18 protein-coding genes are annotated in these 23,848 nt (G+C 54.6%); 10 read left to right on the top strand and 8 right to left on the bottom strand.

Annotated elements, in window-relative coordinates; all coding sequences use genetic code 11:
• Positions 1 to 17 precede the first annotated feature (17 nt).
• The gene (locus RS899_RS05850; RefSeq protein ID WP_315809332.1) at positions 18 to 197 is read left to right on the top strand and encodes a hypothetical protein; all 180 of its coding nucleotides are present in this window, start codon (positions 18 to 20) and stop codon (positions 195 to 197) included.
• 299 nt (positions 198 to 496) lie between these two features.
• Here the strand turns inward: RS899_RS05850 and RS899_RS05845 are convergent, their stop codons facing one another.
• Positions 497 to 1,369, bottom strand: coding sequence for a WYL domain-containing protein (locus tag RS899_RS05845; RefSeq protein WP_315809331.1), 873 nt, complete (start codon positions 1,367 to 1,369; stop codon positions 497 to 499).
• 105 nt (positions 1,370 to 1,474) lie between these two features.
• Here RS899_RS05845 and RS899_RS05840 point away from each other — a divergent pair, with 105 nt between their 5' ends.
• The gene (locus RS899_RS05840) at positions 1,475 to 1,741 is read left to right on the top strand and encodes a hypothetical protein (RefSeq protein WP_315809330.1); all 267 of its coding nucleotides are present in this window, start codon (positions 1,475 to 1,477) and stop codon (positions 1,739 to 1,741) included.
• A gap of 302 nt (positions 1,742 to 2,043) precedes the next feature.
• Here RS899_RS05840 and RS899_RS05835 read toward each other — a convergent pair whose 3' ends face one another.
• Together RS899_RS05835 and RS899_RS05830 are read right to left on the bottom strand one after the other, a co-directional pair.
• The gene (locus tag RS899_RS05835; protein ID WP_315809329.1) at positions 2,044 to 3,639 is read right to left on the bottom strand and encodes a hypothetical protein; all 1,596 of its coding nucleotides are present in this window, start codon (positions 3,637 to 3,639) and stop codon (positions 2,044 to 2,046) included.
• Positions 3,640 to 3,651: 12 nt separating this feature from the next.
• Entirely contained in the window at positions 3,652 to 4,782 is a 1,131-nt protein-coding gene (locus RS899_RS05830; RefSeq protein ID WP_315809328.1) for a hypothetical protein, read from the bottom strand.
• Between the two features lie 592 nt (positions 4,783 to 5,374).
• Between RS899_RS05830 and RS899_RS05825 the strand changes: the two genes are divergently transcribed.
• Together RS899_RS05825 and RS899_RS05820 are read left to right on the top strand one after the other, a co-directional pair.
• A complete protein-coding gene (locus RS899_RS05825) occupies positions 5,375 to 8,038 on the top strand; it encodes an ATP-binding domain-containing protein (RefSeq protein WP_315809327.1) in 2,664 nt (887 codons plus the stop codon).
• A 135-nt stretch (positions 8,039 to 8,173) separates the two neighbouring features.
• Positions 8,174 to 10,063, top strand: coding sequence for a DUF262 domain-containing HNH endonuclease family protein (locus tag RS899_RS05820; protein ID WP_315809326.1), 1,890 nt, complete (start codon positions 8,174 to 8,176; stop codon positions 10,061 to 10,063).
• 86 nt (positions 10,064 to 10,149) lie between these two features.
• Here the strand turns inward: RS899_RS05820 and RS899_RS05815 are convergent, their stop codons facing one another.
• The 3 genes from RS899_RS05815 to RS899_RS05805 all read right to left on the bottom strand — a co-directional run bounded on the left by RS899_RS05815 (position 10,150) and on the right by RS899_RS05805 (position 11,924).
• On the bottom strand, positions 10,150 to 10,311 hold the full coding sequence (locus RS899_RS05815; protein WP_315809325.1) for an IS3 family transposase: 162 nt from the start codon (positions 10,309 to 10,311) through the stop codon (positions 10,150 to 10,152).
• 38 nt (positions 10,312 to 10,349) lie between these two features.
• Positions 10,350 to 11,321, bottom strand: coding sequence for an inovirus-type Gp2 protein (locus RS899_RS05810; RefSeq protein ID WP_315809324.1), 972 nt, complete (start codon positions 11,319 to 11,321; stop codon positions 10,350 to 10,352).
• A gap of 393 nt (positions 11,322 to 11,714) precedes the next feature.
• Entirely contained in the window at positions 11,715 to 11,924 is a 210-nt protein-coding gene (locus tag RS899_RS05805) for an AlpA family transcriptional regulator (protein ID WP_315809323.1), read from the bottom strand.
• Between the two features lie 199 nt (positions 11,925 to 12,123).
• Between RS899_RS05805 and RS899_RS05800 the strand changes: the two genes are divergently transcribed.
• From RS899_RS05800 to RS899_RS05775, 6 genes are read left to right on the top strand one after another with little or no spacing between them, the layout of a single operon-like run.
• The gene (locus RS899_RS05800; RefSeq protein WP_315809322.1) at positions 12,124 to 12,663 is read left to right on the top strand and encodes a hypothetical protein; all 540 of its coding nucleotides are present in this window, start codon (positions 12,124 to 12,126) and stop codon (positions 12,661 to 12,663) included.
• Entirely contained in the window at positions 12,660 to 14,033 is a 1,374-nt protein-coding gene (locus RS899_RS05795; RefSeq protein ID WP_315809321.1) for a 7-cyano-7-deazaguanine synthase, read from the top strand. The genes RS899_RS05800 and RS899_RS05795 overlap by 4 nt, the downstream gene beginning before the upstream one ends.
• Positions 14,030 to 15,199: an XRE family transcriptional regulator gene (locus tag RS899_RS05790; RefSeq protein WP_315809320.1), complete on the top strand. Its 1,170-nt coding sequence runs from the start codon at positions 14,030 to 14,032 to the stop codon at positions 15,197 to 15,199. Before RS899_RS05795 ends, RS899_RS05790 begins: the two co-directional genes overlap by 4 nt.
• A complete protein-coding gene (locus RS899_RS05785; protein WP_315809319.1) occupies positions 15,174 to 15,803 on the top strand; it encodes a hypothetical protein in 630 nt (209 codons plus the stop codon). The genes RS899_RS05790 and RS899_RS05785 overlap by 26 nt, the downstream gene beginning before the upstream one ends.
• Positions 15,804 to 15,834: 31 nt before the next feature.
• Positions 15,835 to 17,016, top strand: a complete 1,182-nt coding sequence (locus RS899_RS05780) for a hypothetical protein (RefSeq protein ID WP_315809318.1) — start codon at positions 15,835 to 15,837, stop codon at positions 17,014 to 17,016.
• Positions 16,985 to 17,287 (top strand): hypothetical protein, encoded by a 303-nt coding sequence (locus tag RS899_RS05775; RefSeq protein ID WP_315809317.1) that lies wholly within the window; start codon positions 16,985 to 16,987, stop codon positions 17,285 to 17,287. The genes RS899_RS05780 and RS899_RS05775 overlap by 32 nt, the downstream gene beginning before the upstream one ends.
• Positions 17,288 to 17,315: 28 nt before the next feature.
• On the opposite strand, the gene RS899_RS05770 is transcribed toward RS899_RS05775, so the two are convergent.
• Together RS899_RS05770 and RS899_RS05765 are read right to left on the bottom strand one after the other, a co-directional pair.
• A complete protein-coding gene (locus tag RS899_RS05770; protein ID WP_315809316.1) occupies positions 17,316 to 20,711 on the bottom strand; it encodes a DEAD/DEAH box helicase family protein in 3,396 nt (1,131 codons plus the stop codon).
• Positions 20,711 to 23,830 (bottom strand): site-specific DNA-methyltransferase, encoded by a 3,120-nt coding sequence (locus RS899_RS05765; protein ID WP_315809315.1) that lies wholly within the window; start codon positions 23,828 to 23,830, stop codon positions 20,711 to 20,713. Before RS899_RS05765 ends, RS899_RS05770 begins: the two co-directional genes overlap by 1 nt.
• Between the last annotated feature and the right edge of the window lie 18 nt (positions 23,831 to 23,848).

The raw sequence follows: 23,848 nt of genomic DNA, 5'->3' as shown, positions 1-23,848 counted from the left end.
CTCGCAGGAGATCTTCCATGGGTTTGATGCGCTTTTTAGGCCTGCTGTTTGTGTTGGTCAGCATCTTCGCCGGCTGTGCAGCCGTAGTGGCGTTGGTAATTCTTGCCGTGCGCTTTTGGCCACTAATGTTGGTGATGGTAACAACTCTCGCCGTGTTTCAGCTGGCCTTCAAGTTCGTACAGGCTTCTCGGCGTTAGGTCGTCATAAGCAGGAGCCCATCGGGCTCCTGCTTAGTTTTATTTTTTGATCGATAGGCAGCTTCCGGCTGTGGATTGAATCCGCGCCTACAGCCTCCCCTGTGAGTTCTTCTAGCGAGGCTTGCGGTAGGGGTAGGCCAAGACAGTACGCCACCGTTTCACTATAGGTAAGGACGCTATCGCTTCACGTTTGAAAGATTCGGGAAATTTTCGTCTGGCCTGGGTCATGAGCACTCCTCCTGGTGGACATTATCCACTTTAAGTTAGTGCCCACTCAGTCCAGGAAAGACCATTCAGAGCTACTGATAGACCCATTGCTGCACATCGTCGAGATTCACTACAACAATCTGTTGTGCTGCTGCTCGCGCTTGAACCTTGCTTGGGTCGATCTGATAGCGCTGCAAGACGTATTGCACCAAAGCTCCACGACTCGGGATATTTAGTTGGCCATCTTCCATGCCGTAATCCCGCTCAATAATCGCTCTCTGCTCCGGTTTCAAGCGAGGGTCTGCTTCGATGATGACTGCCACTTCTGTCTGCCAGGCCGTGTCTTCGTCACGGGAATTTTCTGACTGCCCGAGCACATCTGGTTCTCCGCGGAACCTACTCAGCACAAAGTCGCGGTAGTCGCGATTTTTCTCGCAGTAGGCGCGTACGTGCCAGCGCATGCCTGTGTAAACCAGTGTATGAGGTGCAATCAGACGTGTTTCGGCAACCGGGTTGGCAAGCGACACATACTCACACTCCAGGCGCAGCCCTTCGCGGCTCGCCTTGAGCAAAGGGCGCAGGACTTCTGGATGCACAGAGCGATCCGGGACCTTTAGTACTTCCGTATGGGCGTATGCGAGAGCTAACCCTTCGATATGGGCTGCGCGATCCTTGTTCTGGTCCAGCAGATGGAGAAATCCACTTGCACTGTCGTCGATGAACATCGGCTGAAACTGAAGGGTCGGCACATAGCCCTTGATCGTTCGGTCATATGTAAGGTTTTGCGGCGCATGCTCGTTGATATAGGTGTTGATGTCTTTCGAGGCCTGCTGGCGACTGATCCCGAAGCTCTGCATCAGATGGCCCGTAGTGAGCCGCCCTTCCCACCACGCAACGGTCTCGATCATTTGGTATCGAAGCGCCAGATCCCAGCGCACTTTTTCGACCTGTTGCTTGCGTTTCATTCCGCGTCCTTCTGCTTGAAATGTTTACCTGTATATGTAATCACACTGGATATGCAATGAAACACTACATATCGTTCAAGCGTCTTCTTTAGGCAAAACAGAGTGATGCGCGATATGGACTTCCTGGCATTGGTTTGGCTGCTCGTGGGGTTGGTATTGCTGGTTCTCCTGGTCGCAACGGTAGCTCTGGCCTGGGCCTGGCTGCGTTGCGATGCACTTAAGGAGCACAGTGCATTCCTCCGCCTACAACTCGATGGCGAGCGCGCCCACTCTGCGGTCCTGCGTGCGGAGATGATAGAGCTGCAGGCTGCCGTCAGGGCTGAGCGCTTTCACGTAGAGCAGCTCCAGCGCCAAGTCGACATCCTGAAGTGAAGTGAAAAGCAGGCGTTCGCCAACCAGTAAGGAGCTACGAATGAAGAATCTTTTAGCAGCTATCGGATTAGTGGTTGTGGTCAAGAAAGGCTACGAGTTTTATCGGGAGTATTCAGAGCTCAAGCGTGCCCACGAAGCTAGGGAAAAGCCCTGTGCCTGAGACTTGTATTTGGGGTGCAAGCGGCACTCACGAACGAACCTACCTATGCTTCACCTCCTCGCACCAAGATCCGCGCAGGAACTCGAGATAGTCGACAGTTGAGCGAAATGGAGCGCGGTAGCCCAGTGCCCCATTTCCACCTTCACGCCAAGAGAGGAGGCTCGGGCAGATACTCGTCCAGCTCTTCTAGAATGCTCGCCGACAGAGAAATCTGTACATCGATTCGAGCGTCTAGCTCCCCAAGGATCTGCTTGTTTCGCTCGGCACGAATTGCGCCAAAGAGATCAAGCTTGTCGAGGAGGTAGCAGACTAGCGTCATGCTAAGGGCTGTTGCTGCGCCCACTAGTACGGCAGTAAGCACACCAGCAAAAGGCGCGAAAAGAGGAACGCCAAGGATGAGCTTCTCGGCTGCCTCTTCGAGTGCGACACCTCCCACCACGACGCCACCTGCCGCGAGTAGCTTCAGTGCCTCATGGGCGGCCTGCGCTGGGCTCAGCTCTTGAGGTGGGAACAGGAATGTCTTGAGTGCTTTCAGAAGGGAGAAGATTCCCTCCCGGATCATCCGAACTGCGCGCTTGCCAGTGGTAACAAAAAGGTTGATGAGCACCGTTACCGCATTGGACACGAAGCCCGAAACGAAGCCTCCGCTGAAGCTGTCCAGCATCTGTTCCCATTTGGCTGATACCTGCACACCGACACGCTTGAGGCGCTCGCCCAGTTCGCCCAGGAGGGACTCGTTTGTGCGGCCGGAGCGGTAGAGGTCCTTTATCTCGTCGACTGCGCTACTGAACAGCTCAACCATCAGCATACCAAAGGCCTGTTGGGCCCCCATCTTAAGGCCTTCGGTTAGTCCAGTCTGAGCAGCGTGGGATGTGTAATAGACCGCTTTCTCGGATTTGGTGGGACCGTGTCGTTCCGCAGCGTCTTCGCCTCGTTTGACTGCGGTCTCAAGACGCTCGCGATCTACTTTGTAATGCTCTTCGTTGGTCGCGTCACGTCCGCCTGACTGCTTCTCTGCCCACTTCAGCTTCTCCTCGTCGCTCATCGAGCTGTTGATGCTGCGTTGGGTGGAGACCAGGTTCTCGGTGTCAGTACCAAAGTCGGCGCGCTGAGTAGTCGTCTGCATGAAGCCGCCGTTCTTATGATACGTGTGCAGCGGCACGATATGATCCGGGCTCGTGTCGCTACCCTGGACGGTTTCACCGGTGTATCCGTCAACTAGCCGATCATTGCTGTCCAACTGACTCTTGGTGAAGGTCGCTCCGACAGACTTTTTGCTTGCTCCAGCAAATTGCTTGCCCTCACTGTTTTTGGTGTGGGTGTAGTCCTTGCGGTTGTACTCGTCGTCGCTGCTGGCATAGATGCCTTGATTCGCATTGTGGATGGTCGTGACATTTCCACCTTGCTTGTCGTACACCGCCAGAATCTTTCCCAACCCCAGCGGCCCTGCAATGGCACCAACGATATCGCGCTGTGTCTTGACGAGCAGGGTGTCTACTCTGTCGCGATTGAACTGCTGCTCAAGCTCCTCGAGCAGTGCACGCGCCTCCTGGGGAGCGACCTGTTCGGCGAGGGTCAGTGACGCGTGATAGTCCAGGGTGGCGAGCCGCGTGCAGTCGGATTTGACGGCCAGGAGTGCGGAAACGGCCTCAGGGTCAGCGGCGGCGTGCAGCAGGGGGCGATTGCTTAATTGCGCGCGTAAGGCTTGCTGCTTTCTAAACTGTTCGAGCTTGCTCATAGACTGCTCTCCTTACGCTGTTCTCAGGGTATTCCAAGCTTGCATGAATACCGCTTCCTGCGGATGCACGCTTGAGTTTGCGTGCACAACTAGATTGATAATTTCGTCGAAGATCGCCATGTCGACATTCGAGTCTTTCGCAAGGGCGAACGCGTCGGTGACTGTTGGGGGTTGCTGGTAGAGCGACTCGATTTTTTCCGACACGCTTGCAGGGATCGAGCTTGCAGCGACCCCATAGATGAACATTTCAATATCCGAGCGTTTGGATGCGGTGATGCTGCCTTCACAGCTGGCGGTCGCGACGGCAACTGCATGCAAAGCAATGATGGCGTTGAAGTGTGTACCTGCTTCCTTAAGGCTTTTGAGCGCATTGGCCAAGCTTTGCACCAGCTTGGTCACCTCTTCCAAATGCTCTGCCTTGGCTTCTTTACGGCCCTCTTCGTAGCCCGCCTTATGCGCTTCAGCATCGCCATCGAATTGCGACGCGACGACCGCTCCCGCAACACCTGCGCCTACGGCCACTGCAATTGTCCCTGCCCCAGCCAACGAGCCAGCTAGGGTGGCAGCTCCGATGATTGACCCGCCACCGGTAAACGGAGCTGCGGCTACAGCGCCCACACCGATCGCTGCTCCTCCGAGCACTTTCCAGTAGTTGATTTCCCTATCTCCGGAAGCAACCTCCTCAACATAGTCACGGGTAGCGTCGAAACTGTTGCTCACGGTCTCGCGCGTCGCGTCATAAGCATCAGAGGCTATTTCACTAACCGTTTCTGTGACCTGGGAAAGCGTATCGATGGTGGAGCTGTAGACACTTGAAGCTTTCTCCGATGCTACGTCGACGACCTGATCTGCAACATTGGAAACCGTTTCTCGCGTCGCTTCGTAACCATCGCTGATCAGGTCCGCCACATTTGAGGCAGTACGGCCGGCTGCATCAAAAGCATCGGATACGTTCTCGTTGACCTTGTCAGCCACTTCGCTGACGGTCTCCTTGGTTGCATCGTAGGCTTTAGACAAAGCGTCGCTTATGGTCGAGAAGATGTAGGTACCGCTTAGATCACCTCTCGAAAAAGCTTCGGTATCGGAACCAAGCAGAGAGGCAGCAAAGCTGTGAGCGGAAAGCGGAAAACTGCGTCGGGGCATGAAATAGGCCGTCCATGGTCGGGATCCTGCACATGTGATTCTCCATGGCACCTGCGCGATGTCAATATGCCTTCATATCAAGCTAGGATGCCAGCCACGTCTCACGGCGCTAATTGAGTCACGTCGCTTTTCGGCCACCTCATTCGCCAACGAAAAAACGGCTGCCCAGGACTTTTTGGCTTCCACAATCGATCTCGAGTGGACGAAGAGAATCTGGCCCTAACGCAGATATCGGCCTGTGACCCAGTGCAGTGATGCAGGGCAGTAGCAAGCCTGCCCGATGACTACCGGCACCAAAAATACGGAGCACAAGGAAGTGGACGCTGAACTAGTCGAACCAGCCTCGCCTCCCTTCGTGCAACAGCACGGTGCGCTCAAGTAAAGCTATGGAACCAATAGACGATGAGCTCTCGCGCTCCAGTCCAGCATCATTCCAAGAATCAACACTTTCATGGCAATCTGCTAGCAACCCATGCTGCCACGATTTAGGATCAGGGTCAGCTAACAGACATCATCATCTTGAGCATAGGAAGCTGCTTACTTGCACGTCTGAACGCTCAGGTCACGACCATTTGAAACAGGGAGAGCTTCAATGCGTTCCAGCGATGCCTTGGAAATTGCCAACGACGCACTAGATTCGTTCCATCAAATCGAACAAATTGCCTCCAAGCAGCTCGGAAATGGAAATCGAGAAGCCTCGGAAGCCTTGGCAGTCGTCAATACCTTCACTGGCTCAGCGGCTGTCGAGAAAATAGCAGCCATCTCAGACCATGTAACCAAATCACTTGTAAGTCTAGTGCGAGAGCCTGCTGTCTCACGGATAGTGGTCGAGAACGACAAAGGCCATGTTGAGATCTATTACATTTGCCGTACTACTGGGGGATTTGTTCTTAACCAAGGCAAGTTGGCAGGGTACCGTTCACCCTTCGGTCGTTTGGCTGCTCACGACGCTGGAGAGGACGTTGATATAGAGGTTGCGGGTAAAAAAGTCAGCTTCCATGTCTTGGACAAGCTCGAGCTGAAGCCTCAGAAAAGCTCCGAGCTATGGGACTCCATCGACAGTGTCTGGAAACAAGAAGGCTTGGCCCCGCAGACGATTCCTTCTCTTCGAAAAATTATACAGCCAGAGGACAGCAATGCATTCTTCGCCATGCTCGCCGGTAATTCAGAAACCGAGAAAATTCGCGAAGGTGTACGTCATGAAATCCGAAAGGCCATGGCGCTTCGCGACCAAGCTATTCTCGACAAATTCCAGGATGAAATTTTCCGTCTTTCAATAGACCATCAGATAATCATCCTTGGCCCTCCTGGGACAGGCAAGACAACTACTTTGATCAAACGCCTTGGCCAGAAATTGGACTGGGAGGCACTTAGTCAAGACGAACGCCTTCTGCTCGGTCCTCAATCTAAGCGCTCACGCTGGATGATGTTCACCCCTTCAGACCTCTTAAAGCACTACGTCAAAGAGGCCTTCAGCCGTGAAAATGTGCCGGCCTCCAACGAACACATCAAAACCTGGAACAAGCATCGACATGAGCTTGCAAGGTCGACATTTGGCATCCTCAAGACAGGTAACGGTGGCACATGCATTCTCAAGGCGGATTGCCGGTTCGCCCCCTTGCACATCGACGATGATCCTCGCCAGTGGTTCACCGATCTCAAGTCGCTGCACCACGACCGGCTCCTTGCCTCCCTGAAAGAAGGCGCGACTCTACTCAGAGACTCAGCTCCAAACCTGCAGGAAGCTGTCGTGCACGCATTGCTGACCACAGTCGAAGAACTGAGACCAGAAGGACTGCTGGGTGCCTATGCTGAGTGGAACAATCTCGAGGCACGGATCGACCCCCTGCTTAAAGCCAGTCGCGTAACCACAGACAAGCTGATCCAGCAGCAAGGCAACCTCCTCCACAACCAGAACAATGGCGTCTTCAAAGAGTTGGCCACCTTTCTTGAAGGCCTCGGTCAAAACGATGAGGAGGACGAGGATGGCGCTGAATTTGATGACGATATTGCGGAGGAAGCTACAGCCACTCCCTCCCATAGCGCAGAGCTGAAAGCGTTTCAGGCCTACCAGCGATTCCTGCAGAGCTATGCGCGCACGCGCTATCGCAACAGCAATTTAGGTAAAACAAGCCAAGCAGCTCAGATTCGGGATTGGCTTGTTGATCGGGTTCCCTCAGACGAATGGCTCAAAACACTCGGACGAGAAATGTGCTTCCAGAACGCGCTGCGGCGCTTCAGGAATGCATGGAAACGTTACGTGCTCGATGTCCCTGCAAGCTACAGAGCGTTCCGCCGCGATTGCTTGACACTCGATAGGTATGGCTATCAGCGACCTGAGCACCCTTCCCACATCGATGAGACAGAGCTCGACGCAATTCTTCTGCTCATGCTTCGAGCAGCTCGCGATCTCATCCGTCAAGATTTCGTGAAGCGGCATATCAACGAACCTCGTTTCACCGAACTGGCCAGAATCTCAAACCAGTTCCTGCAGCAAGTATTAGTCGATGAAGCCACAGACTTTTCTACTCTCCAGCTAGCTTGTATGGAGAGCCTCAGTGACCCTGCAATTGAGTCATTCTTCGCCTGTGGAGATCTAAATCAACGGATCACAGGAAATGGCCTCAAGCACCTCGATCAGCTTGAGTGGATTTCTCCTCGCCTCAAACCTCAACGAATCAACACGGTATATCGACAAAGCCGCCTTCTGAATAGCTTTTCCATCAAGCTGCTCGAGCATATGGACGGAGACCTTAAAGCGGTAGGTACCCTGCCGGAGCACTCCGCTCACGAGGGTGTTCAGCCAGTATTAGGGGAAAACCTACAGGGTGAAGATATCGTCATTTGGGTTGCTGAGAGGATCTTTGAGATCGAAGATCAGATTCGCTCTAAAAATGAACTGGTGCCTACGATTGCCATCCTGGTTGCATCCGAAGTGCACGTGAAACCCGTGGCCGAAGCGCTCACCAAAAGACTAGAGAGTAGGAGTTTGAGCGCCGTTCCCTGTGTAGATGGCCAATCATTGGGTAACCAAACAGATATTCGAGTGTTCGATGTCCAGCACATCAAAGGACTCGAGTTCGAAGCTGTATTCTTCATCGGCCTGGACGAACTCGTCGAAACGAAACCCACGCTGTTCGAAAGGTTCCTGTATGTGGGGGCAACCCGAGCAGCGACTTACCTCGGCATGGTCTGTCATCAGAAGCTCCCACACAGCTTGGAAAATCTCAGGCCATATCTGACTAGAAAATGGTGAAGCGGTGCTAATCAGAACGATCCCAGGCTAACCCAGCGACGGCCATAGGCCTGATTGCATCCAGCCCTGCAGATTCCTTCTGAGTGACGCCACTTACAGCACAAGCCAGAATGCTTAGACGTAAAAGGGGATGCGATGAAATCCGAAACACTCACCGTGCGCCAGATTTTTCAGGATCGGCGCCAGTACTGTGTACCGTTCTATCAACGCGCCTATGTGTGGACGCAGCGGAATCAATGGACTGCTTTGTGGCAGGACATTCAGGAGAAAGCCCAGGCAAGGGTATCGGGCCTGAACATCACGCCGCACTTCTTGGGCGCAGTGGTCCTGGAACCCCAGATGAAAGAAGGACTGATGGGCGTAGACACATTGCACATCATCGATGGCCAGCAGCGGTTAACGACGCTCCAATATGTCCTGGCCTCGCTCCTACTAGCCCTACGCGCCACCGGTATCCCTGCCTTTGAGCCCAGCGTTATAGGCTGCATGCAGAATAACAACGAAGAAACCATGCGCGACGCTAAGATGGAGCGCTACAAACTATGGCCGACTTTTCGCGACCGCCCCCATTTCACCAAAACTCTAAGCATCGAGCGCCTCGAGGATTTTTGTAGCGAGTATCCGGCGCACTTCACTCAGCACGGCACCCTGCGGAAGCATTATGATCACCCACCATCACTGGCCGCGATTTGGTTCTTTGCCCACGAATTCACCAAGTGGATTCACTCAGGCAAAGAGCTCGCCTCCGCATATGCCGAAAGCCTCATCATGGCAGTACTGCAAGATCTGAAGCTGGTCAGCATTTCGCTGGAAGCAGAAGACGATGCCCAAGTGATTTTTGAAACGCTCAACGGGCGCGGTGCGGAACTGCATGCCACGGACCTGATCCGCAACTACATCTTCATGCGCGCCGACCACGATAAAGTGGATGCCAAAACACTCTATGACACGCAGTGGCTGCAGTTCGAAGACGAATACTGGTCCACCAAGCAGCGACGTGGCCGCATTATCAAGCCGCGTTTGGAATGGTTAATCCATGCCACGCTGCAAGCAGAAATGGGTAGTGAGGTGGATCTGTCCCGCCTGTACAACGAATACCGCCGCTACGCTACTGCCGATACCCCCCAAAAAACCGCAGACCACCAACTGGTGACCTTGACCCAGTACGCGGAGCACTACCGCGAATTGATCAGCAGCTCCGGTTCATCCCTGATTGCGCGCATGGGGCGCCGCATAGCAGCGTATGACGTCACTACGTTGTATCCACTGGCCTTACTAATTTCGACAGCAAGCGCGCCTGAGGCGGACAAGTCTCAAATGTTCAGCGACCTCGTGTCTTATGTCGTGCGCCGAGCCGTGTGTGGGCTTACGCCTAAAAACTACAACAACATCTTTCTGACAGCGCTGCGGCACCTGACGAAGGTAGGCATTTCAAGTGGGGCACTTCGCGACTATCTGGGCACACTAAAGGGTGAAGCGTCTCGTTGGCCGGATGACCCCGAGTTCCGCAACGCCTGTATGAGCGCGCCACTGTACCCAGGCCGACTGGATGCCGCGAAAATGCGCTCGCTACTGACGGAGCTAGAAGGCAGCCTGCGAGTGTCGGTCAAAAGCGAGGAGCCTGAACTGCCGAACCTGTCAGCCCTTGATATCGATCACATCCTGCCGCGTAGTTGGCACGTTCACTGGCCCCTCAAGGATGGCAGCACGGCAGCCGATAGTGACGACTCAAATATCGAAATGATCTTGCGCTCTGGCGGCACACTAACCCCCTGGCAGCAATTGATTCACGAGCGCCACGTAAGTATCCCTACCCTGGGCAATCTGACGCTGCTGAACTTGAGTGTCAATAGAGCTGCCCAGCACTGTGACTTTGCGGTGAAACGCGACAAGCTGATTGCCAACACCAGCCTTCGTCTCAATGTCCCTTTGATTGCCAACACAGCGTGGGATGAAGTCGCAATCTCGACCCGGGCTAGCATCCTCGCAGACGAGGCCATGAAAATTTGGCCAAAAAGCGAATAACAACATAGTAACAAGGACTAGCAACCATGTTTCTATTGATCTGTCTCGGACCTGGCGGGCAGGTAGTCAAGAGCTACTCCTAATACTTAGTCACTCAACCCTGGGCTGAGATAGCCCAGGGTTGAGTGACGACGGTGGTGATGATAAAGGCGGACGTAGCCGAATAGATTGGCATTCACATCCTGGTAGCTGGCATAGCGCGTCAGCCACACCCGTTCCGCTTTCAGTAAGCGGAAGAAACTTTCCATCGCCGCATTCATCCCAACAATGCCACACGCGGGACAGTTCACCCTCGACGGGAACCATTCAGCTGCCCCACTCGAAAGCATCGAGCGCCTGCTGGCCTTAAGCGTAGGTGCTGGGCATCTTTGACGAGATACTTCAACGCCTGGTGAACATGGTTCCGTATTGCTTGGTCGCTCCTCAGGATGAGGCCGATACCACACTCATCGCCGTACCGCTCCTTGTCGTGGTTGCAGCTATGTATGTATCCCTGGCTACGCGTGATGTCCGTCCATAGCTTGCCGAGCTGGATGGCCTTATAGACGTCCCTACGTACTTCGTTGCCATTGAAGAAGTAGGCAGCATGGACGTGGTACCCCCCACCATCATTCCGGTCGCCCTGCTCGACTACGTAGATGTGGCCGATAAGGTGCTTGAAGATCGGATTGCGTTTGTGCGCAGTAATCAGCTGCTTCAGGTCACCGAACACGTGCTCAACGCGCAGCCTGGCCTGCACCTCAGAACGGTAATGGAAGTCGGTTCTAACGACGGTGAGGCGCGAATAGCGCTCACATAAGGCGTCGGCGTAGTCGCAGACATCTGCCTCCTGCCCCTTAGCCTGATAGCGTCGGTCGTCTCTGTTTCGACGATACCAGCGTTCACGAGTCAGTTGTCGGATCCGAGCAACCAAGACGTTCATGCTGCGATGATGATCCAGGTAGGCAGTCCCCTCTTCATTCAGGCAGACAGGGCCGTCTGGGTGACGCTCCAACCCAATGTATTGGCAAGCCTCCGCGAACGCCTGAAGGTGTTCGCTGTAGTCGTACTCAACGCGGTCATCGAACAGGTCGACCATCTGCTTGATGTGGGTAAAATACCGGGAGAGTCTGGTGTCTTCTATTCTCTCGTATCCATTGCGGGTTTGCCTGAATCGAAAGGCAGGACAGTCATGCAGTTCGACGGCTTGTACAAGTGATTCGATCTGGAGGGCGATGTCTGATTGGGAGAGGTGGGTGTAGGTCTTGCGATTGTTCATGCATGGGTACCGGGTTGTTGGTTTCATACCAGGTACGTGTTGTGTATTTTTTAACTGACGACCGATCCCCGGCACTGAGGGCCATCACAGATCAGACATGACTCCCAGCGGGAATGGATTAGCTGATTAGTGACGATTAGTTAGTGTTGATGAGGGTGGGGTAATGAGAGTGGCTAGCTATGTTAGCTATATCACTAGAAGCAGCCCAGACGATTCCCGACTATCCCGACAAGGTAGGGCAATGGGGAGCAACATTGCCAAGCCTGCCAAGGAATTTGCGAATTGCCCCTCTGGGAGAGTTAGCTGAGAACACAGGACCTTCCCAAACGGCATAAAGACCCTAACTAGCCGTAGCCAGTCAGGGCGCAAATGATCGTTTCTAGATGAGTACACTCAGATGGCCGGAAGAGCAGTACCCTCTGCCAGATCACGCTCTTCTATCCTAGCCAGGATCCAGTCGTGCACCTCTCTGTCTACCCAGCCAACACTGCGTCCCACGAGAGAGACAGGCTTTGGAAACGCCCCTAAGCCAATGAGCTTGTAGATTGTGGACCTAGCCAAGCCAGTGGAACTCATCACTTCATTTAGACGAATAATTCTCATAAGTACTCCTTCATAGCTCGTCTAGCACAAGACATCACCCGCCATCTCTAACGATGTGGCTAGCATCCTCCCAACGCGAGGTTTATCGAGCGGAGCCAATTTGACAATGTCAGATTATCTTAATATTTTAATGACATTGTCGAGTGCATCTGCAATCGGAGACTAAGCGATGAGCGACGGGCCATTTAGAAGTCTGCAGATGCGCAAGCCCTGGAAAGAGCTAGCCAAACGAGGTGACCAGGAGACGTACGACGCCGCGCAGGTGGCAGAGGCCGCGACCGTTGCCCTTGCTTCCGACTTCAAAATGGAGGTCTCCCCATACCTCACGCAAGAGCTGAAAGCCATTTTTGAAGGCCGCGACAACTCCCTACTGATGCCTGACATCGCCCTTCAGCAATTGGAAGAAATGAAGGCTCTCGCTGCCGGTTCAGTGTTTGGAAAAAATGCAGTGCTATGCAGCATTGAGCTGATCGATGAAGGCAAATTCGGAGCGGATGCATTTCACAAAGCGATAGGCCTTGCCGCAAAGATGCGAGGGCTAGCAAACGTACTATCGGTCAAAGAGCACTTTCTCAGGGAGTCAAATCAACAACGTGCAGAGCATGTACATAGTCGCCTCTGCAATGCGATCTGCGGTCTATCAGAAATTCAGCTTGGCCTGCGCCTCTCTAGCCCAGGAGCGGTTGAGATGCGACAACTAGGGAAGATGACCGGGATTGAAGCTGGAGTACCACTGTGAAAAACCCAATTCCGCTAAAGGAGCTGGTCGTCTGTGTGGTCGAGCCTGGCATCCGCCCACGAAAGGACGCAGTGCCCTGTCGCATTGGACAAAACATCAATTTCGATCTTGAAGCCCTTGCTTCCTTCTCTTCGCACAAATGGCAACCACTGGTATATGACGCTCTAGTTGTAGCCGCGGCTGTTGAGTTCTGTGATCGCGCCCTTGCGCGTAGTGCAATGACTTGGGGCAGGCGCTTTTTTGTTAGCATTCCGGTCCACGATCTCGATAAATGGTCAGAAATTACCTTAACGAAGCCCCTAGTGGATGCTTTGAATCTGCTCACTGGAGATGACTGGCATTTCGAGTTTTCGGCTCGCAAAGCTCCAGCAGAAGCGTCGGTTCAGGATCACATGAAATTTCCCACTAACGCAGAAGCTGTCATTGCTTACAGTGACGGCATGGACTCGCGCGCAGTAGCCGGCCTAGAGAGTAGGCGTTTAGGAAAACGCTTAGTTCGCGTTAGGGTAGGCAATAAGCAACATGACATTTCAAAGCGAGAACGCTTACAAATTCCGTTTACGGCACTCCCCTACGACGTAAAGCTTGAGAGACGTAGAAATGCTGAAAGTAGTGCTCGAAGCAGAGGATTCAAATTTTCCGTTGTATCTGCAATGGCAGCCTATCTGGTTGACGCGCCAGCGATCATAGTTCCTGAAAGCGGGCAAGGCGCGCTCGCACCAGCCCTTCTCCCAGTTGGCCATGGGTACGAGGACTATCGAAACCATCCAGTCTTCACCAAGTTAATGGAGCGCTTTGTTAAAGCTCTACTCAACTACCCGCTCCAATATCAGTTTCCTCGGCTCTGGATGACGAAAGGTGAAACCCTGCGCGAATTCGTCGATGCCTACGGTAATGATGCAAACTGGGCATCCACTAGATCGTGCTGGCAGCAGTCACGCCAGGTAGCAGTTCTAGGCGCACGGAGACAATGCGGAATCTGCGCGGCCTGCATACTCCGTCGCCTCAGTGTCCACGCCGCAGGACTGGAGGAAGCACCAGAGACCTACACGTGGGAGTCATTGAGGGCGACATCCTGGGAAGCAGGAGCGGCAAAAGACTTCGACAGACATACCAAGGCCTTGAGAGAATATGCCATAGCAGGGGTGCTTCATTTTGAACATTTCTCGTTAATTAGGGACTCCATACCGTACGAACTGATCAAACGCCTCAGATCGAACGAGCTAGCTCGCGCTTTGGCCGAGGAGCCAAAAACTGTGGCGAAAAATCTTGACCGCCTCTTGCAACAACATGCCGTGGAATGGTCAGCGTTCACGAATGATCTGGGATCAGATTCGTTCGTGAGAAAATGGATAGATCACGCATCATGACCAAACCAAACTATGAACTGAGCTCGATAGAACTGGGCGAACGATTGAAGACGGCGCGGGAAACCGCGAACATGACTCAAGATGCTGCAGCCAAAGCGGTTGGCATTGCACGCACTACGCTAGTCGCCATTGAAAAAGGGCAACGTAATGCGCGACTCGATGAAATCCAGGCACTTAGCCGCTGCTATGGCATATCTGCCAACATGCTGCTACGAAAGGAAGCTGTTCACGTGGACCTTGTTCCTCGCTTCCGCTCGCTTCCTGAGACCAACGAGGTCGGTATACAGCAAGCCGCAAGAATGCTAAACGACCTCGTCAGGGCCGAAGTGGAGCTTGAGAATGTTCTAGGCATTCAGAGAGCACATAACTACCCTGCCGAGAAGGCTATCTTACCTGGCGATGTTCGAAAACAGGCAGAACTTGATGCGCAAAATCTAAGAAACTGGCTAGGACTAGGTGAAGGTCCGATCCAAGATATCGTTGCGCTCATGGAACTACAGCTAGGCATACGGGTTTATAGTCGAAAACTGGACTCCAAAGTCTCTGGACTATTTGCTTATGATGAGGAGCTTGGCGCATGCATATTGATCAATGCCCACCATCGAAAGGACCGACGAGCTCAAACCAGTGCTCATGAACTTGGTCACTTTATTGCAACTCGCCGTCGCCCAGAGATCTATCAAGACGAAAAATATGACAACTCCCGCGAGGAGCGCTACGCGAACGCATTCGCGAGCGCATTTCTTACGCCAGCCCGAGCTGTCATGGAGAAATTCAAGGAGCTGACCATTGGCTCTACCCATCTCACTCGTAGACACATCATCTTGCTTTCCAGCTTTTTTGGGGTCTCCAGGCAAGCGATCGTAATGCGACTTGAGGAACTGAGTCTGACGAAGAAAGGCACCTGGGATTGGTTCGCAGATAATGGCGGCATTACCGATGAGCAAGCACGTCAGGTTTTGGGCGAGTCGGGAATTATCTCGATGCCTATCGACGGGACGCAGTCGTCGCGCCTCTTCCTGCTGGCCATCGAGGCATGGAAAAAGGACCTGATCAGTGAAGGTCAGATGTCTGAAATGCTGAAGCTTGATCGAGAGAAAGTTCGTGAACTGCTTGATGAGGCCGAAGAGGACGAAGTAGATGACCTTTTCAAGCTGCCTCACTGATCAAAGAACAGCCCTCGTCTTGGACGCCAGCGTCATCATCAATTTGCTGGCTACGGGATATGCGGGCCCGATCCTGCACGCATTGGCTGTTCCTCTCTTTCTGACCGACAACGTCGTGCACGAGATTGGGCAAGGTGCGGCAAATAGTCGTCCGGAGCCTGCTTTACTGGCTGCACTGATCAACGACCAAGTCGTGACGGTGAAAGAGCTCGCAGGAAGTGCCCTGGAGGATTTCTGTGGGATGATATCAGGTCATACCTCAAACTCACTTGGCGACGGTGAAGCGGCCACTCTTGCGCTCGCACACCACAATGGAATCTCCGCTGCAATTGACGAGAAGAAAGCAACCCGGATCGCTGCTGAGCGATTCGAGGCGCTAAAGCTCGTGACGACTGTAGATATTCTCGCGTATGAACCTGTACGGGCATCCCTGGGAAATGATTTGCTCGCCAAGGCAATGCTACGTGCTCTGCAACAAGCAAGAATGCAAGTTAGAGAGCACCAATTTGACTGGGTAGCTCAACTAATTGGGATAGAAAATGTCGGAATATGTCCAAGCTTGAAACGACATGCAAGACGAAGGTCGCCTGCACTTAACCCTTAAGCAAACCTTCTCATTTCCCCCCTGAATAACGATGCACGAAGCCAAAATCCCCTTCGGTGAGCGTGACAGCACCCTCTTCCGGGCCTACGAAGTAGAAAATGGACTGCGCTGCGGGTGTGTTTGCCCTGGCTGCCAGCAACCGTTGAACGCAGCCAACAATGGCGAGAAGGTCATCCCGCACTTCCGTCATGCGAAGTCGAATGACTGCGTCGATGGCTTCCGCGAAGGCGTCAGACGTGCTGCAGTCGCGCTGATCGCTAAGCACAAGCAGCTCATGCTCCCGGCACTTATAGAAACGGTCCGAGTGGCCACACAAGACGGCCGGCTGCTGGAGGAAAAGGTCGAGCTGCAACCAATGATGATCCACGCAGATAGAGTTGAGCGCTTTGTTGACCTGGGCGGTTTGAGATGTCACGCCGTCATCCACCAATCCGATAGGCAACTGATTGTCCGGATCAAACTTTCAACGCGGATGGAGCATGAGCGCTATCGCCAACTCGAAGCCCTGGAACACTCCAGCATGGAGATTGATCTCCATCACCTGGCACTAGAGCAGATCAATGATCCGACCAAGTTCGAGCACGCGGTTCTGCATGACTCGGCAAACCGACTTTGGACCCGATCAATTCGCGGTGAAAGGCTCGCAGCAAACGTGCTGCAAAAGCTTCATTCAGAGGCGGATGAAATAAACGCTCAGTGGCAACTCGAAGGGGCAGCGCACGAGGCTGCTGAGCAAGCCCGGCAGATTGAGCTAGCCAAGGAGAAAGCCGAACTGCAGCGAGCACTAGAAGTCCATAGAACCAAACAGCTTCAGTTGGCGGCTGAGCAGTCAGCCACAACCCTGGACAACACGGTGCAGGGCCGAGCCGAGCTAATCGCCAGAACTATGCTGAAGGCCCTACAAGCATGGACAGGGAGAGCCGTTGAATGCACCGCCTGCTACTTGCTTAGCCCGCCTGACTCAAGGTTCTGCCTCTACTGCGATGCGCCAACCAGCAAAGTCACCCCCGTGCTTTTAGCGCCAGACATAGCTTCGACGCTTAAGCAAAGGATGCACTGCTCAGCCAAGCCAAGCATGTCAGCTAAAGCAGTCCCTCACCTGATCGTAAACCCTGATGATGAACTGTTCAGCGCTAATGAAGGCCTGATAAATTCCGCATCCCAGAGTCAGGCGACAAACGATGAAACTACTCAACACCTACGAAGACCGTGACGAAGCTGAAGAAGCCGCTGAGAAGCTGACAGGTGAGAAACGCCTAGCCAGCGAGCGCGACGCCACAGTCACCATTTACAACCTCTTTGGCATACCTAGCTGGGGCAACTTTCACCGACTGGGTATGTACAACTTGGGAGAGCTCAAGCTCATGCTGGAGCGTCGTGCAAGCTGGAAACCCGCTGACCAAGCAAGACATGCCGAGATAATCGCCACGCTAGAGACAGTAGCTAAAAACTATGGGGTCGATGTGCCAAGGCACTGGCTGTAGTCACACAAGCCAGCGCCTATCAACTCTCTTAGACAATGCGGGCAAACATCTTGCTCAGGTAGGTTTGCCCACCGTCCTCCATGAATAGCACGTTGCGACTTTCCAGATCGGCCTTCTTTGTCGGGTCGCCCACGTTAAGCAGGTCGGCGAACTTCGTCGGCGAGAGGACAAAGGCATTCAAGACCAGCGGCGCTTCGCTCGCCTTGGCCTGCCCAGCCAGCGTTGTTTCCAGTGTCTTCACTTCCTTGTACAGACCCAACTTGGGGTGCGACAGGTCGAGATTGCGCAGCCCCTTCGGATCGACAAACGTCAGCCACTGCTTGCCGCTGGCATCGTCCACCAGCCACAGCAGGAAGTCCGGATAGAAGTTGCCCGCCAACGCGAAGCCCAGGCCTTTCTCTTCCCGATCTGCATTGCGCAGCAGATACAGACTGCGCGGACCAATCGCATCCTTGCCTTTGCTGGAGTTGTAGAACGCCTCCAGATCGCGGACAAACTCCCATTCGCTGGGCGCGTCAAAGGCCAGCGGGCGCAGTTTCAGCGGCACCGCATCCTTGTCCTCCAATGCCAGCAGCGGGTAGTACAAGTGGCGGTCGAAGCTGATGGCGACCATGTGTGGTGCGTTCCATTTGCTGGCCTCTCCGATCTTGCCGTCTGCCACCAGCTTCTTCAGCACTTCCAGCTTCGCCTGATACTCCAGACCGTCGTCGCTGTTATCGATCTCGAACTGGTACAGCTTGAGCATTGACCCGTGATCTTCATCGATGTGGGTAATGTCGTAGAACTGGCCCTCGTAGCCCGTCTTCAGGGCCTTGTAGAAGCGATCGGTGTAGTCCATTAGCAGTCGAAGCAGGATGTCTTCCTGCTTGCGGATGTCGGCGAAGGTCGTCACGTTCAGCTCCACCGCCGGGATGAACAGCGTGTACCAATCCTGCGCGCCCGCGCAGAAGTCGATCAGTTTCTGCCGTTCCAACCGCAGGTTGCTCCAGCTGCGCTGCAACTTGTAATCCTGCAGCGCCAGATAGACGCGATCCCAATTGAAAGCCGGGAACAGCGTCTGATTCAGCTTGCCCTTGTTGCGGGCTTCCGTCGTGGGGGCTGTGCCCTTTTCCTTGCTGGACAGCGCTTCGACACGCGGGTACAGGTCGAGCACCACATGGGGGGACTTAATCTTGCCCTGGAACTGCGCGGGTATTTCGTACAGCCATGGGAAGTACGTGCGCTTGAACCCAAGTTTCTGGTTGTCCTTGTAGCCATCCTTGAGCGCCAAGGTCTTGAGTTTGCCTTTGGGCAGGTTGGCCCGCGTAGGGAAGTCCAGCGCCAGCACTTCGTCGCTGGGAGTGATGCCTTCCTCACGCAGGTAGTCCTTGAACGCAGCCATGTAGCTGGCACGCACGCCGAAGATGTTCAGTGCCTCCAGTTTGTCCAGATGCACGCCCTTGGGCCGGTCCTGCGGTAAGGTGCGCTTCAGCGAGAAGCCCTTGCCCTTGAGGCGCACCCCGCGTCCGAACAACTGGATGATCTGCGAGCCTTCACCCTGGCCCATGTTCAGCAGCCCCATCGTGGACACACGCCAACTGCTCCAGCCTTCCGTGAATTTGCGCGAGCCGATCAGCACGTTGAGGCGGCTGTCCTTGTTGTTCAGGGTGCCGAACAGCGCGCCGCCGAAGTCGTCGCGTTCGCTATCGAAAGCCTCCACGTCCTCCGCCATCCCGAAGAAGCCCGCATCGTCGCCGATGTTGATGAGGCCGAAGGGCTCTGCATCGCCCACACGCAACGCCAGCTCACCCTTGCTGCTCTTTATGTTGACCAGTTTCAATCGCTGGCGGGCCGAGGCATTGAACACTCGCAGCAGGATGTCGGCGTACAGATCATCCACGCGACCGCCGAAGCCCATCAGGGGCGTGAAACGCCCGCTGAAGATGTTGTTGCCCTTGGCGTCCAAAATCTGCGCCCTGTCCGCAATCAGGTCGGTCAGCCAGCTCTTGATCTGCGCTTCGCTGCTCAGGAAGTCGGCGAGGAAGCTCACCACTTCCAGGATGTCCGACTCCTCGCCTGACACGGTGTTGCCCACGAACACCCACAGCGGCTTTTCGATGTTGAAGTCGGCAAGCGCTGAGCGGTGAGTGCTCCACAGCCAAAGCTGCTGGTAGTAGGCCAGCAGGCAGGCGGTGAAATACTTGCGCGCGTTGTCCGCCTGCTCGTAGGCCTCACCATTCATGTTGAGGATCAGCGACTCTTTGCCGTAGCCGTCCTCATAGAAGAACTTGTACGAGTAATCGAAGAGGATGCACTTGGCGTAAATCTCGCGCGTAGCGGTGATGCGCGCGCGACGCTTGTCCTCGGTGGTCAGCGCAAGTTGCGCCTTCTGTCCGTCGTCCAGGCTGCGCAGGCTGGTGGTGTTGAACAGCATCTTAGCGCGCTTTTTCTGGATATCTTCTTCCGCCGCCACCACGGTCATGCCCTTGGCCACCGCCTGCCCGAAGGTGGCCGAGTACTCAAAGGCAAAACCACCGCGTACCAGCGCATCGCGCCGCGCCATCCATGCGCCTGCCGCCGTACCCGTACCACGGTGGCCTTCGTCCACCAGCACGAGGTTGTTGCCCTCGAAGGCATCCACGGCGACGGTCTTGTCACCCATCTCATCGCCCAGCTTATTGATGTCGATGATTTCGATGGTGCCGCGCGCGGGTGACTGAGCCTTGTTGAAGAACTGCGAGAACCCGAAGCCGGACAGGTGCAGCTCCTCAAGATGCTGACGGCTCAATCCTTCGTTGGGCGTGAGCAGGATGATCTTGCTCGGGTAGTGATCGCTGCGCCCCGCCTGGAAGTAGTGCAGGTACTGGCGGATGTTGACGTGCAGCAGCAGGGTCTTGCCGCTGCCTGTGGCGCTCCAGAAGGCGACCTTGTTCAGGTCGTCCGCTTCGAAGTCACGGAACGGTTCCGCGCCGTTCTCGGCACGATAGCGAACCATCTCTTCGTTCAGGCCATTGAGCAAGTCCTGACGGTGGTTGAAGTACCAGTCCAGATACAGCTCGGTGAACAGCAGCGAGAGGTACTGGAAGTACTTCATCTGTAGTTCGTGGCCTTCCAACTTGTTGCGCTGGGCGGTGATGGCCTGCCAGTGGGCGACGACGTTTAAGTCGTAGCGCCGCAGGTCGGCCTCGGGCACCTTGTTGGGATCGAACAAGCCTCGGATCAGTTCGTGGAAGAATTTGGTCTGGCCGTCCTCGTCGATGCCCTCGAAGCGGTCATCGCCCAAGCGCATCTTGAGTGCCGCCAGCGTGCCGCCCTGAAAGAAACCCAGCACCCAGCGGTTGAGCACCAACTCCTGATGGAAGCTGCGCTTCTTTCCGCTGCGACTGGAGCTGGCTGCCCCGCCCGTGCCCGAAACGACGGCAGCGGTCTTGCGTGGTCGTGCCATCAGATGTCCTCCACCGAGAACATGTGCTCCAGAAACTCCGGCTCGATCTGACGCAGCTTGAGAACGCGCGTGGCACCGCCCTCCTCGGCCGTCTGCGTCAGCACGGTAGGAATGTTATGGTCGCCGTTGATGTAGACCACGTCGAACTCGTTGTCTGCCGGGTTGATGGCCAGCTTGTCGCAGAGCTTGTTAACTCCCTCATAGTCCAGCACGTCGCAGTCGCGCCACAGCACGAGACAGCTTTCACCGCTGGGCAGCGTGCCGGTGACGGTGACAAAACCGCGCTGCGGCTGTGCATCGATGTGCTTGATCTGCAGGCCGATCAGGTAGTTGAAGGTTTCGACCAGATCGATCTTGCGTGGCTCGAAGGCACCCGCCGAATCCACAGCCACGTTGAGGGTGTAGTCGAAGGGTTTTTTGAAGTCCTCCACCGACAACAGCGAGCCACGGCTTTCCACGTCCAAGAGGTAGTTGAGCAGGTAGTCGTCCTTGGCCTGCTGCGGCAGGGTGTTCAGCAGATCGCCCTGCGCGGACGTACGGCGCAGTTGCAAGTTGTTCAGGGTGTCTTCGTAGCTTTCGAGCTTGATTGCTTTGAAGCAGTGCGAAATGCCTGACTCTGAGGAAGTTGGTTTGCCGCCAGCCCAATCAGCTGAAAAGACGACCTTCTGAATTCTTGGCTTGAGAACGGTCTCGAAATACTCACCTTGCTCGACTAGAACGTACTTGCGCGATGCATTGTCCTGGCGATTTAGGGAGATTGTTGCATGTGCAGTTGTTCCTGAGCCCGCGAAGTAATCGAGAACAGTAAAGTTTGCTTTTCCGAATGACTGCATCCAAAAGGATTGCTCAAGGGTTTTGACTGACTTCGGGTAATCAAAAATTCCACCGAGCCCGAGACTATCCAAGACATTAGTGCCATTAGTTCCTGCATTGAAGTCTGCACCGATCCAATTACTGAATAGTGTCTCCCGCTTGTTCTGATGATCGATCAGCTGTTTCACAGCACCACGGTCAGTAACGATCAACTCGCCGTTTGCTGCACGTACTTTGCCGGTTTCGTAGGATGACCGCCAAACGCGCTCCTCACCCGTGGTATTGATCGGATAGATTCTTTGTAGTCCTTCCGCCGTTGGCCCAGTTGGATAATCGGTTCCAAGTGGCGGCGGGGGCTCTGCTCCTACAACCTTCTTGGTAGATGGGTCAACGAGAAGAGCGTAGAAGCTACGCCAACGACCAACCCCCCCGCCACGCGGCGCGCGGTAGTTGTTGTCAGCCGTTCCACTCCGCATGAACTGCCTATCCTCGGTCTCGTCCTCTTTCGGAAAACCAAGGTATTGCGGAGCATCTTTTGGAGAGGCGACGATGTAGTATTCGTGCGTCCGTGACAGCCTCCCACCCGATCCTTGGGGATGGTGATTGATCACGATGGTCGACACATCGCATTCAGTAAAGTTCCCCTTCAAACAGTGAAAGGCATTGTTATATTCGTAATCGTCAATGGCGAATCCAAACGAATAAACTTCTCCGAAAAGATCGCGAGTGAATGGCAGCGTGTTGGAAATCAAAGCCAACCAGCTTGAGTGCTCGAACTGGTTCTTGTACGCAATCTTCGAATGGACAGTGTTGTAAGGTGGATCAATATAGGTGAAATCTATGCTCGCCCGGTAACGATACTTCGCCAAATTGAGCGCCTGGAAGTTATCCCCATTTATGACGACGCCGCCGAGGCCTGTTTCGAGATCGTCGATATTTGCCAAAAGGCGATACTTAAAGTCGTCATTGAATAGTGCCGTATCCACCATCCGATACTGCGCAGTCTTCAAGCCCTCCAACGTCGCCGGCGCATCTCCATCCCACACGCCCAGCTGCTTCCACCGCGCCCACTGCTGCTCGTTCGCTACCACTTCCGGCCACAGCGCTTCTGGTACCCGATCCAACGTGATGCAGTATTGACTGGAGACAACGAACTTCTTTTTCAGCCACAGCTTCTTCTGGAAATCTTCCAATTGAGCCAAGAAAGTGATCAGCTCCAGCGCTATACTGCGCAGGCACTGGATCATGCGCAGGTTCTTTTCGATGTCCGCGAACGCGCCCGCGTTCTGCACATCATCCAAGTGCATGACTTCGTTCTTGATGTAGAAGTCCAGCTCGCGCCGGAGGAAACCACCCAGATCCTTGTGGATGAAGTAGTCCGCCGTGTTCTTGGTGGTGTAGTTGCTCAGGTGTTTTTCCAGTAGGGTGCGCTGTGGACTCTTCTCGGTGGGCGCACGGTTGCCCAGGGCCAGCCAACGGGCCTTGACAGCAGTGTCCGCCAGCACGGCCTCAACGGCCTTGGTGACCAGCGTATCCTGCTTGGTGCCTTTGGGCTGGGCGGCGTACTCGAAGTGGATGATCAGCTCTTGATTGCCGTCATTACCCGAAGCTTCCTCCACTGGCACCAGTTCCTCTTCGTATTCGTCTCCGTTTTCATCTAGTCGGGTGACGTTTCTCGACGCCACCAGGGCAAAGCGACGCTCCTTGTCGTTGTCCTTGCGGTTGTCTTTGGCAGTGTCGGCGGCGGCGAGGCGGAAATGCACCGTGCGGCCGTCTTCCAGCTTGAAGCTGTAGTTGCTGAAGTTCTCGCCGCTCTTGGTGTAGTACTGATCCTTGTTGGCCCAGTGCAGCATCACCTCCTCGCCCGCGTAGGGGATAGCGTAGGTGTCGCCCTTGTAACGGCGCTGGCTGATGAAGTCGCCTTGCTCGTAGTAGCGGGAGAAAAAGGCAAGCAGGTGTGAGAACACTGCGTTTTCGTGTTCGCTGCTGCCTGCGGTGGCATCTTTCAGCTTGGCGCGTAGTTCCTGCACCTTGGGCACGGCATCGGGGCTGAAACCCAAAGCTTGGGCGTTCTTCTCGGCCTCCTGCAATTCGGCCTGCAGTTGCTGCGCGCTGGCGACACTGCCTGCGGAGAGGGCTGCCTTTGCCTTCTCAGCCAGCCGGTTTTGCAGGTAGTCATTGATCTCGCCCGCGCGGGCGTTGACGATGCGGTAGATACCAAAGTCCAGTTCCGGGCGGTCGATCTGGAAGATTTCGCGCAGCTTGGCGACGAGCTCCTGGAATTTGGGATTCTGTTTGTTGGTCATAGCTTGGCCTGATCTCAG

The organism is Pseudomonas sp. C9-3 (genome assembly GCF_032392015.1).
Taxonomy (GTDB): domain Bacteria; phylum Pseudomonadota; class Gammaproteobacteria; order Pseudomonadales; family Pseudomonadaceae; genus Pseudomonas; species Pseudomonas nitroreducens.
The sequence above is the reverse complement of the archived record's forward strand: the minus strand, read 5'-3'. Positions and strand labels throughout refer to the sequence as shown.

Excerpts from the sequence above, each read along its gene's own strand:
- RS899_RS05810 (WP_315809324.1), bottom strand. The coding sequence starts at position 11,321 with ATGAACAATCGCAAGACCTACACCCACCTCTCCCAATCAGACATCGCC.
- RS899_RS05825 (WP_315809327.1), top strand. The coding sequence starts at position 5,375 with ATGCGTTCCAGCGATGCCTTGGAAATTGCCAACGACGCACTAGATTCG.
- RS899_RS05850 (WP_315809332.1), top strand. The coding sequence starts at position 18 with ATGGGTTTGATGCGCTTTTTAGGCCTGCTGTTTGTGTTGGTCAGCATC.
- RS899_RS05805 (WP_315809323.1), bottom strand. The coding sequence starts at position 11,924 with ATGAGAATTATTCGTCTAAATGAAGTGATGAGTTCCACTGGCTTGGCT.
- RS899_RS05775 (WP_315809317.1), top strand. The coding sequence starts at position 16,985 with ATGAAACTACTCAACACCTACGAAGACCGTGACGAAGCTGAAGAAGCC.
- RS899_RS05835 (WP_315809329.1), bottom strand. The coding sequence starts at position 3,639 with ATGAGCAAGCTCGAACAGTTTAGAAAGCAGCAAGCCTTACGCGCGCAA.
- RS899_RS05770 (WP_315809316.1), bottom strand. The coding sequence starts at position 20,711 with ATGGCACGACCACGCAAGACCGCTGCCGTCGTTTCGGGCACGGGCGGG.
- RS899_RS05830 (WP_315809328.1), bottom strand. The coding sequence starts at position 4,782 with ATGCCCCGACGCAGTTTTCCGCTTTCCGCTCACAGCTTTGCTGCCTCT.
- RS899_RS05815 (WP_315809325.1), bottom strand. The coding sequence starts at position 10,311 with ATGGAAAGTTTCTTCCGCTTACTGAAAGCGGAACGGGTGTGGCTGACG.
- RS899_RS05840 (WP_315809330.1), top strand. The coding sequence starts at position 1,475 with ATGCGCGATATGGACTTCCTGGCATTGGTTTGGCTGCTCGTGGGGTTG.
- RS899_RS05800 (WP_315809322.1), top strand. The coding sequence starts at position 12,124 with ATGCGCAAGCCCTGGAAAGAGCTAGCCAAACGAGGTGACCAGGAGACG.
- RS899_RS05785 (WP_315809319.1), top strand. The coding sequence starts at position 15,174 with ATGACCTTTTCAAGCTGCCTCACTGATCAAAGAACAGCCCTCGTCTTG.
- RS899_RS05845 (WP_315809331.1), bottom strand. The coding sequence starts at position 1,369 with ATGAAACGCAAGCAACAGGTCGAAAAAGTGCGCTGGGATCTGGCGCTT.
- RS899_RS05780 (WP_315809318.1), top strand. The coding sequence starts at position 15,835 with ATGCACGAAGCCAAAATCCCCTTCGGTGAGCGTGACAGCACCCTCTTC.
- RS899_RS05765 (WP_315809315.1), bottom strand. The coding sequence starts at position 23,830 with ATGACCAACAAACAGAATCCCAAATTCCAGGAGCTCGTCGCCAAGCTG.
- RS899_RS05790 (WP_315809320.1), top strand. The coding sequence starts at position 14,030 with ATGACCAAACCAAACTATGAACTGAGCTCGATAGAACTGGGCGAACGA.
- RS899_RS05820 (WP_315809326.1), top strand. The coding sequence starts at position 8,174 with ATGAAATCCGAAACACTCACCGTGCGCCAGATTTTTCAGGATCGGCGC.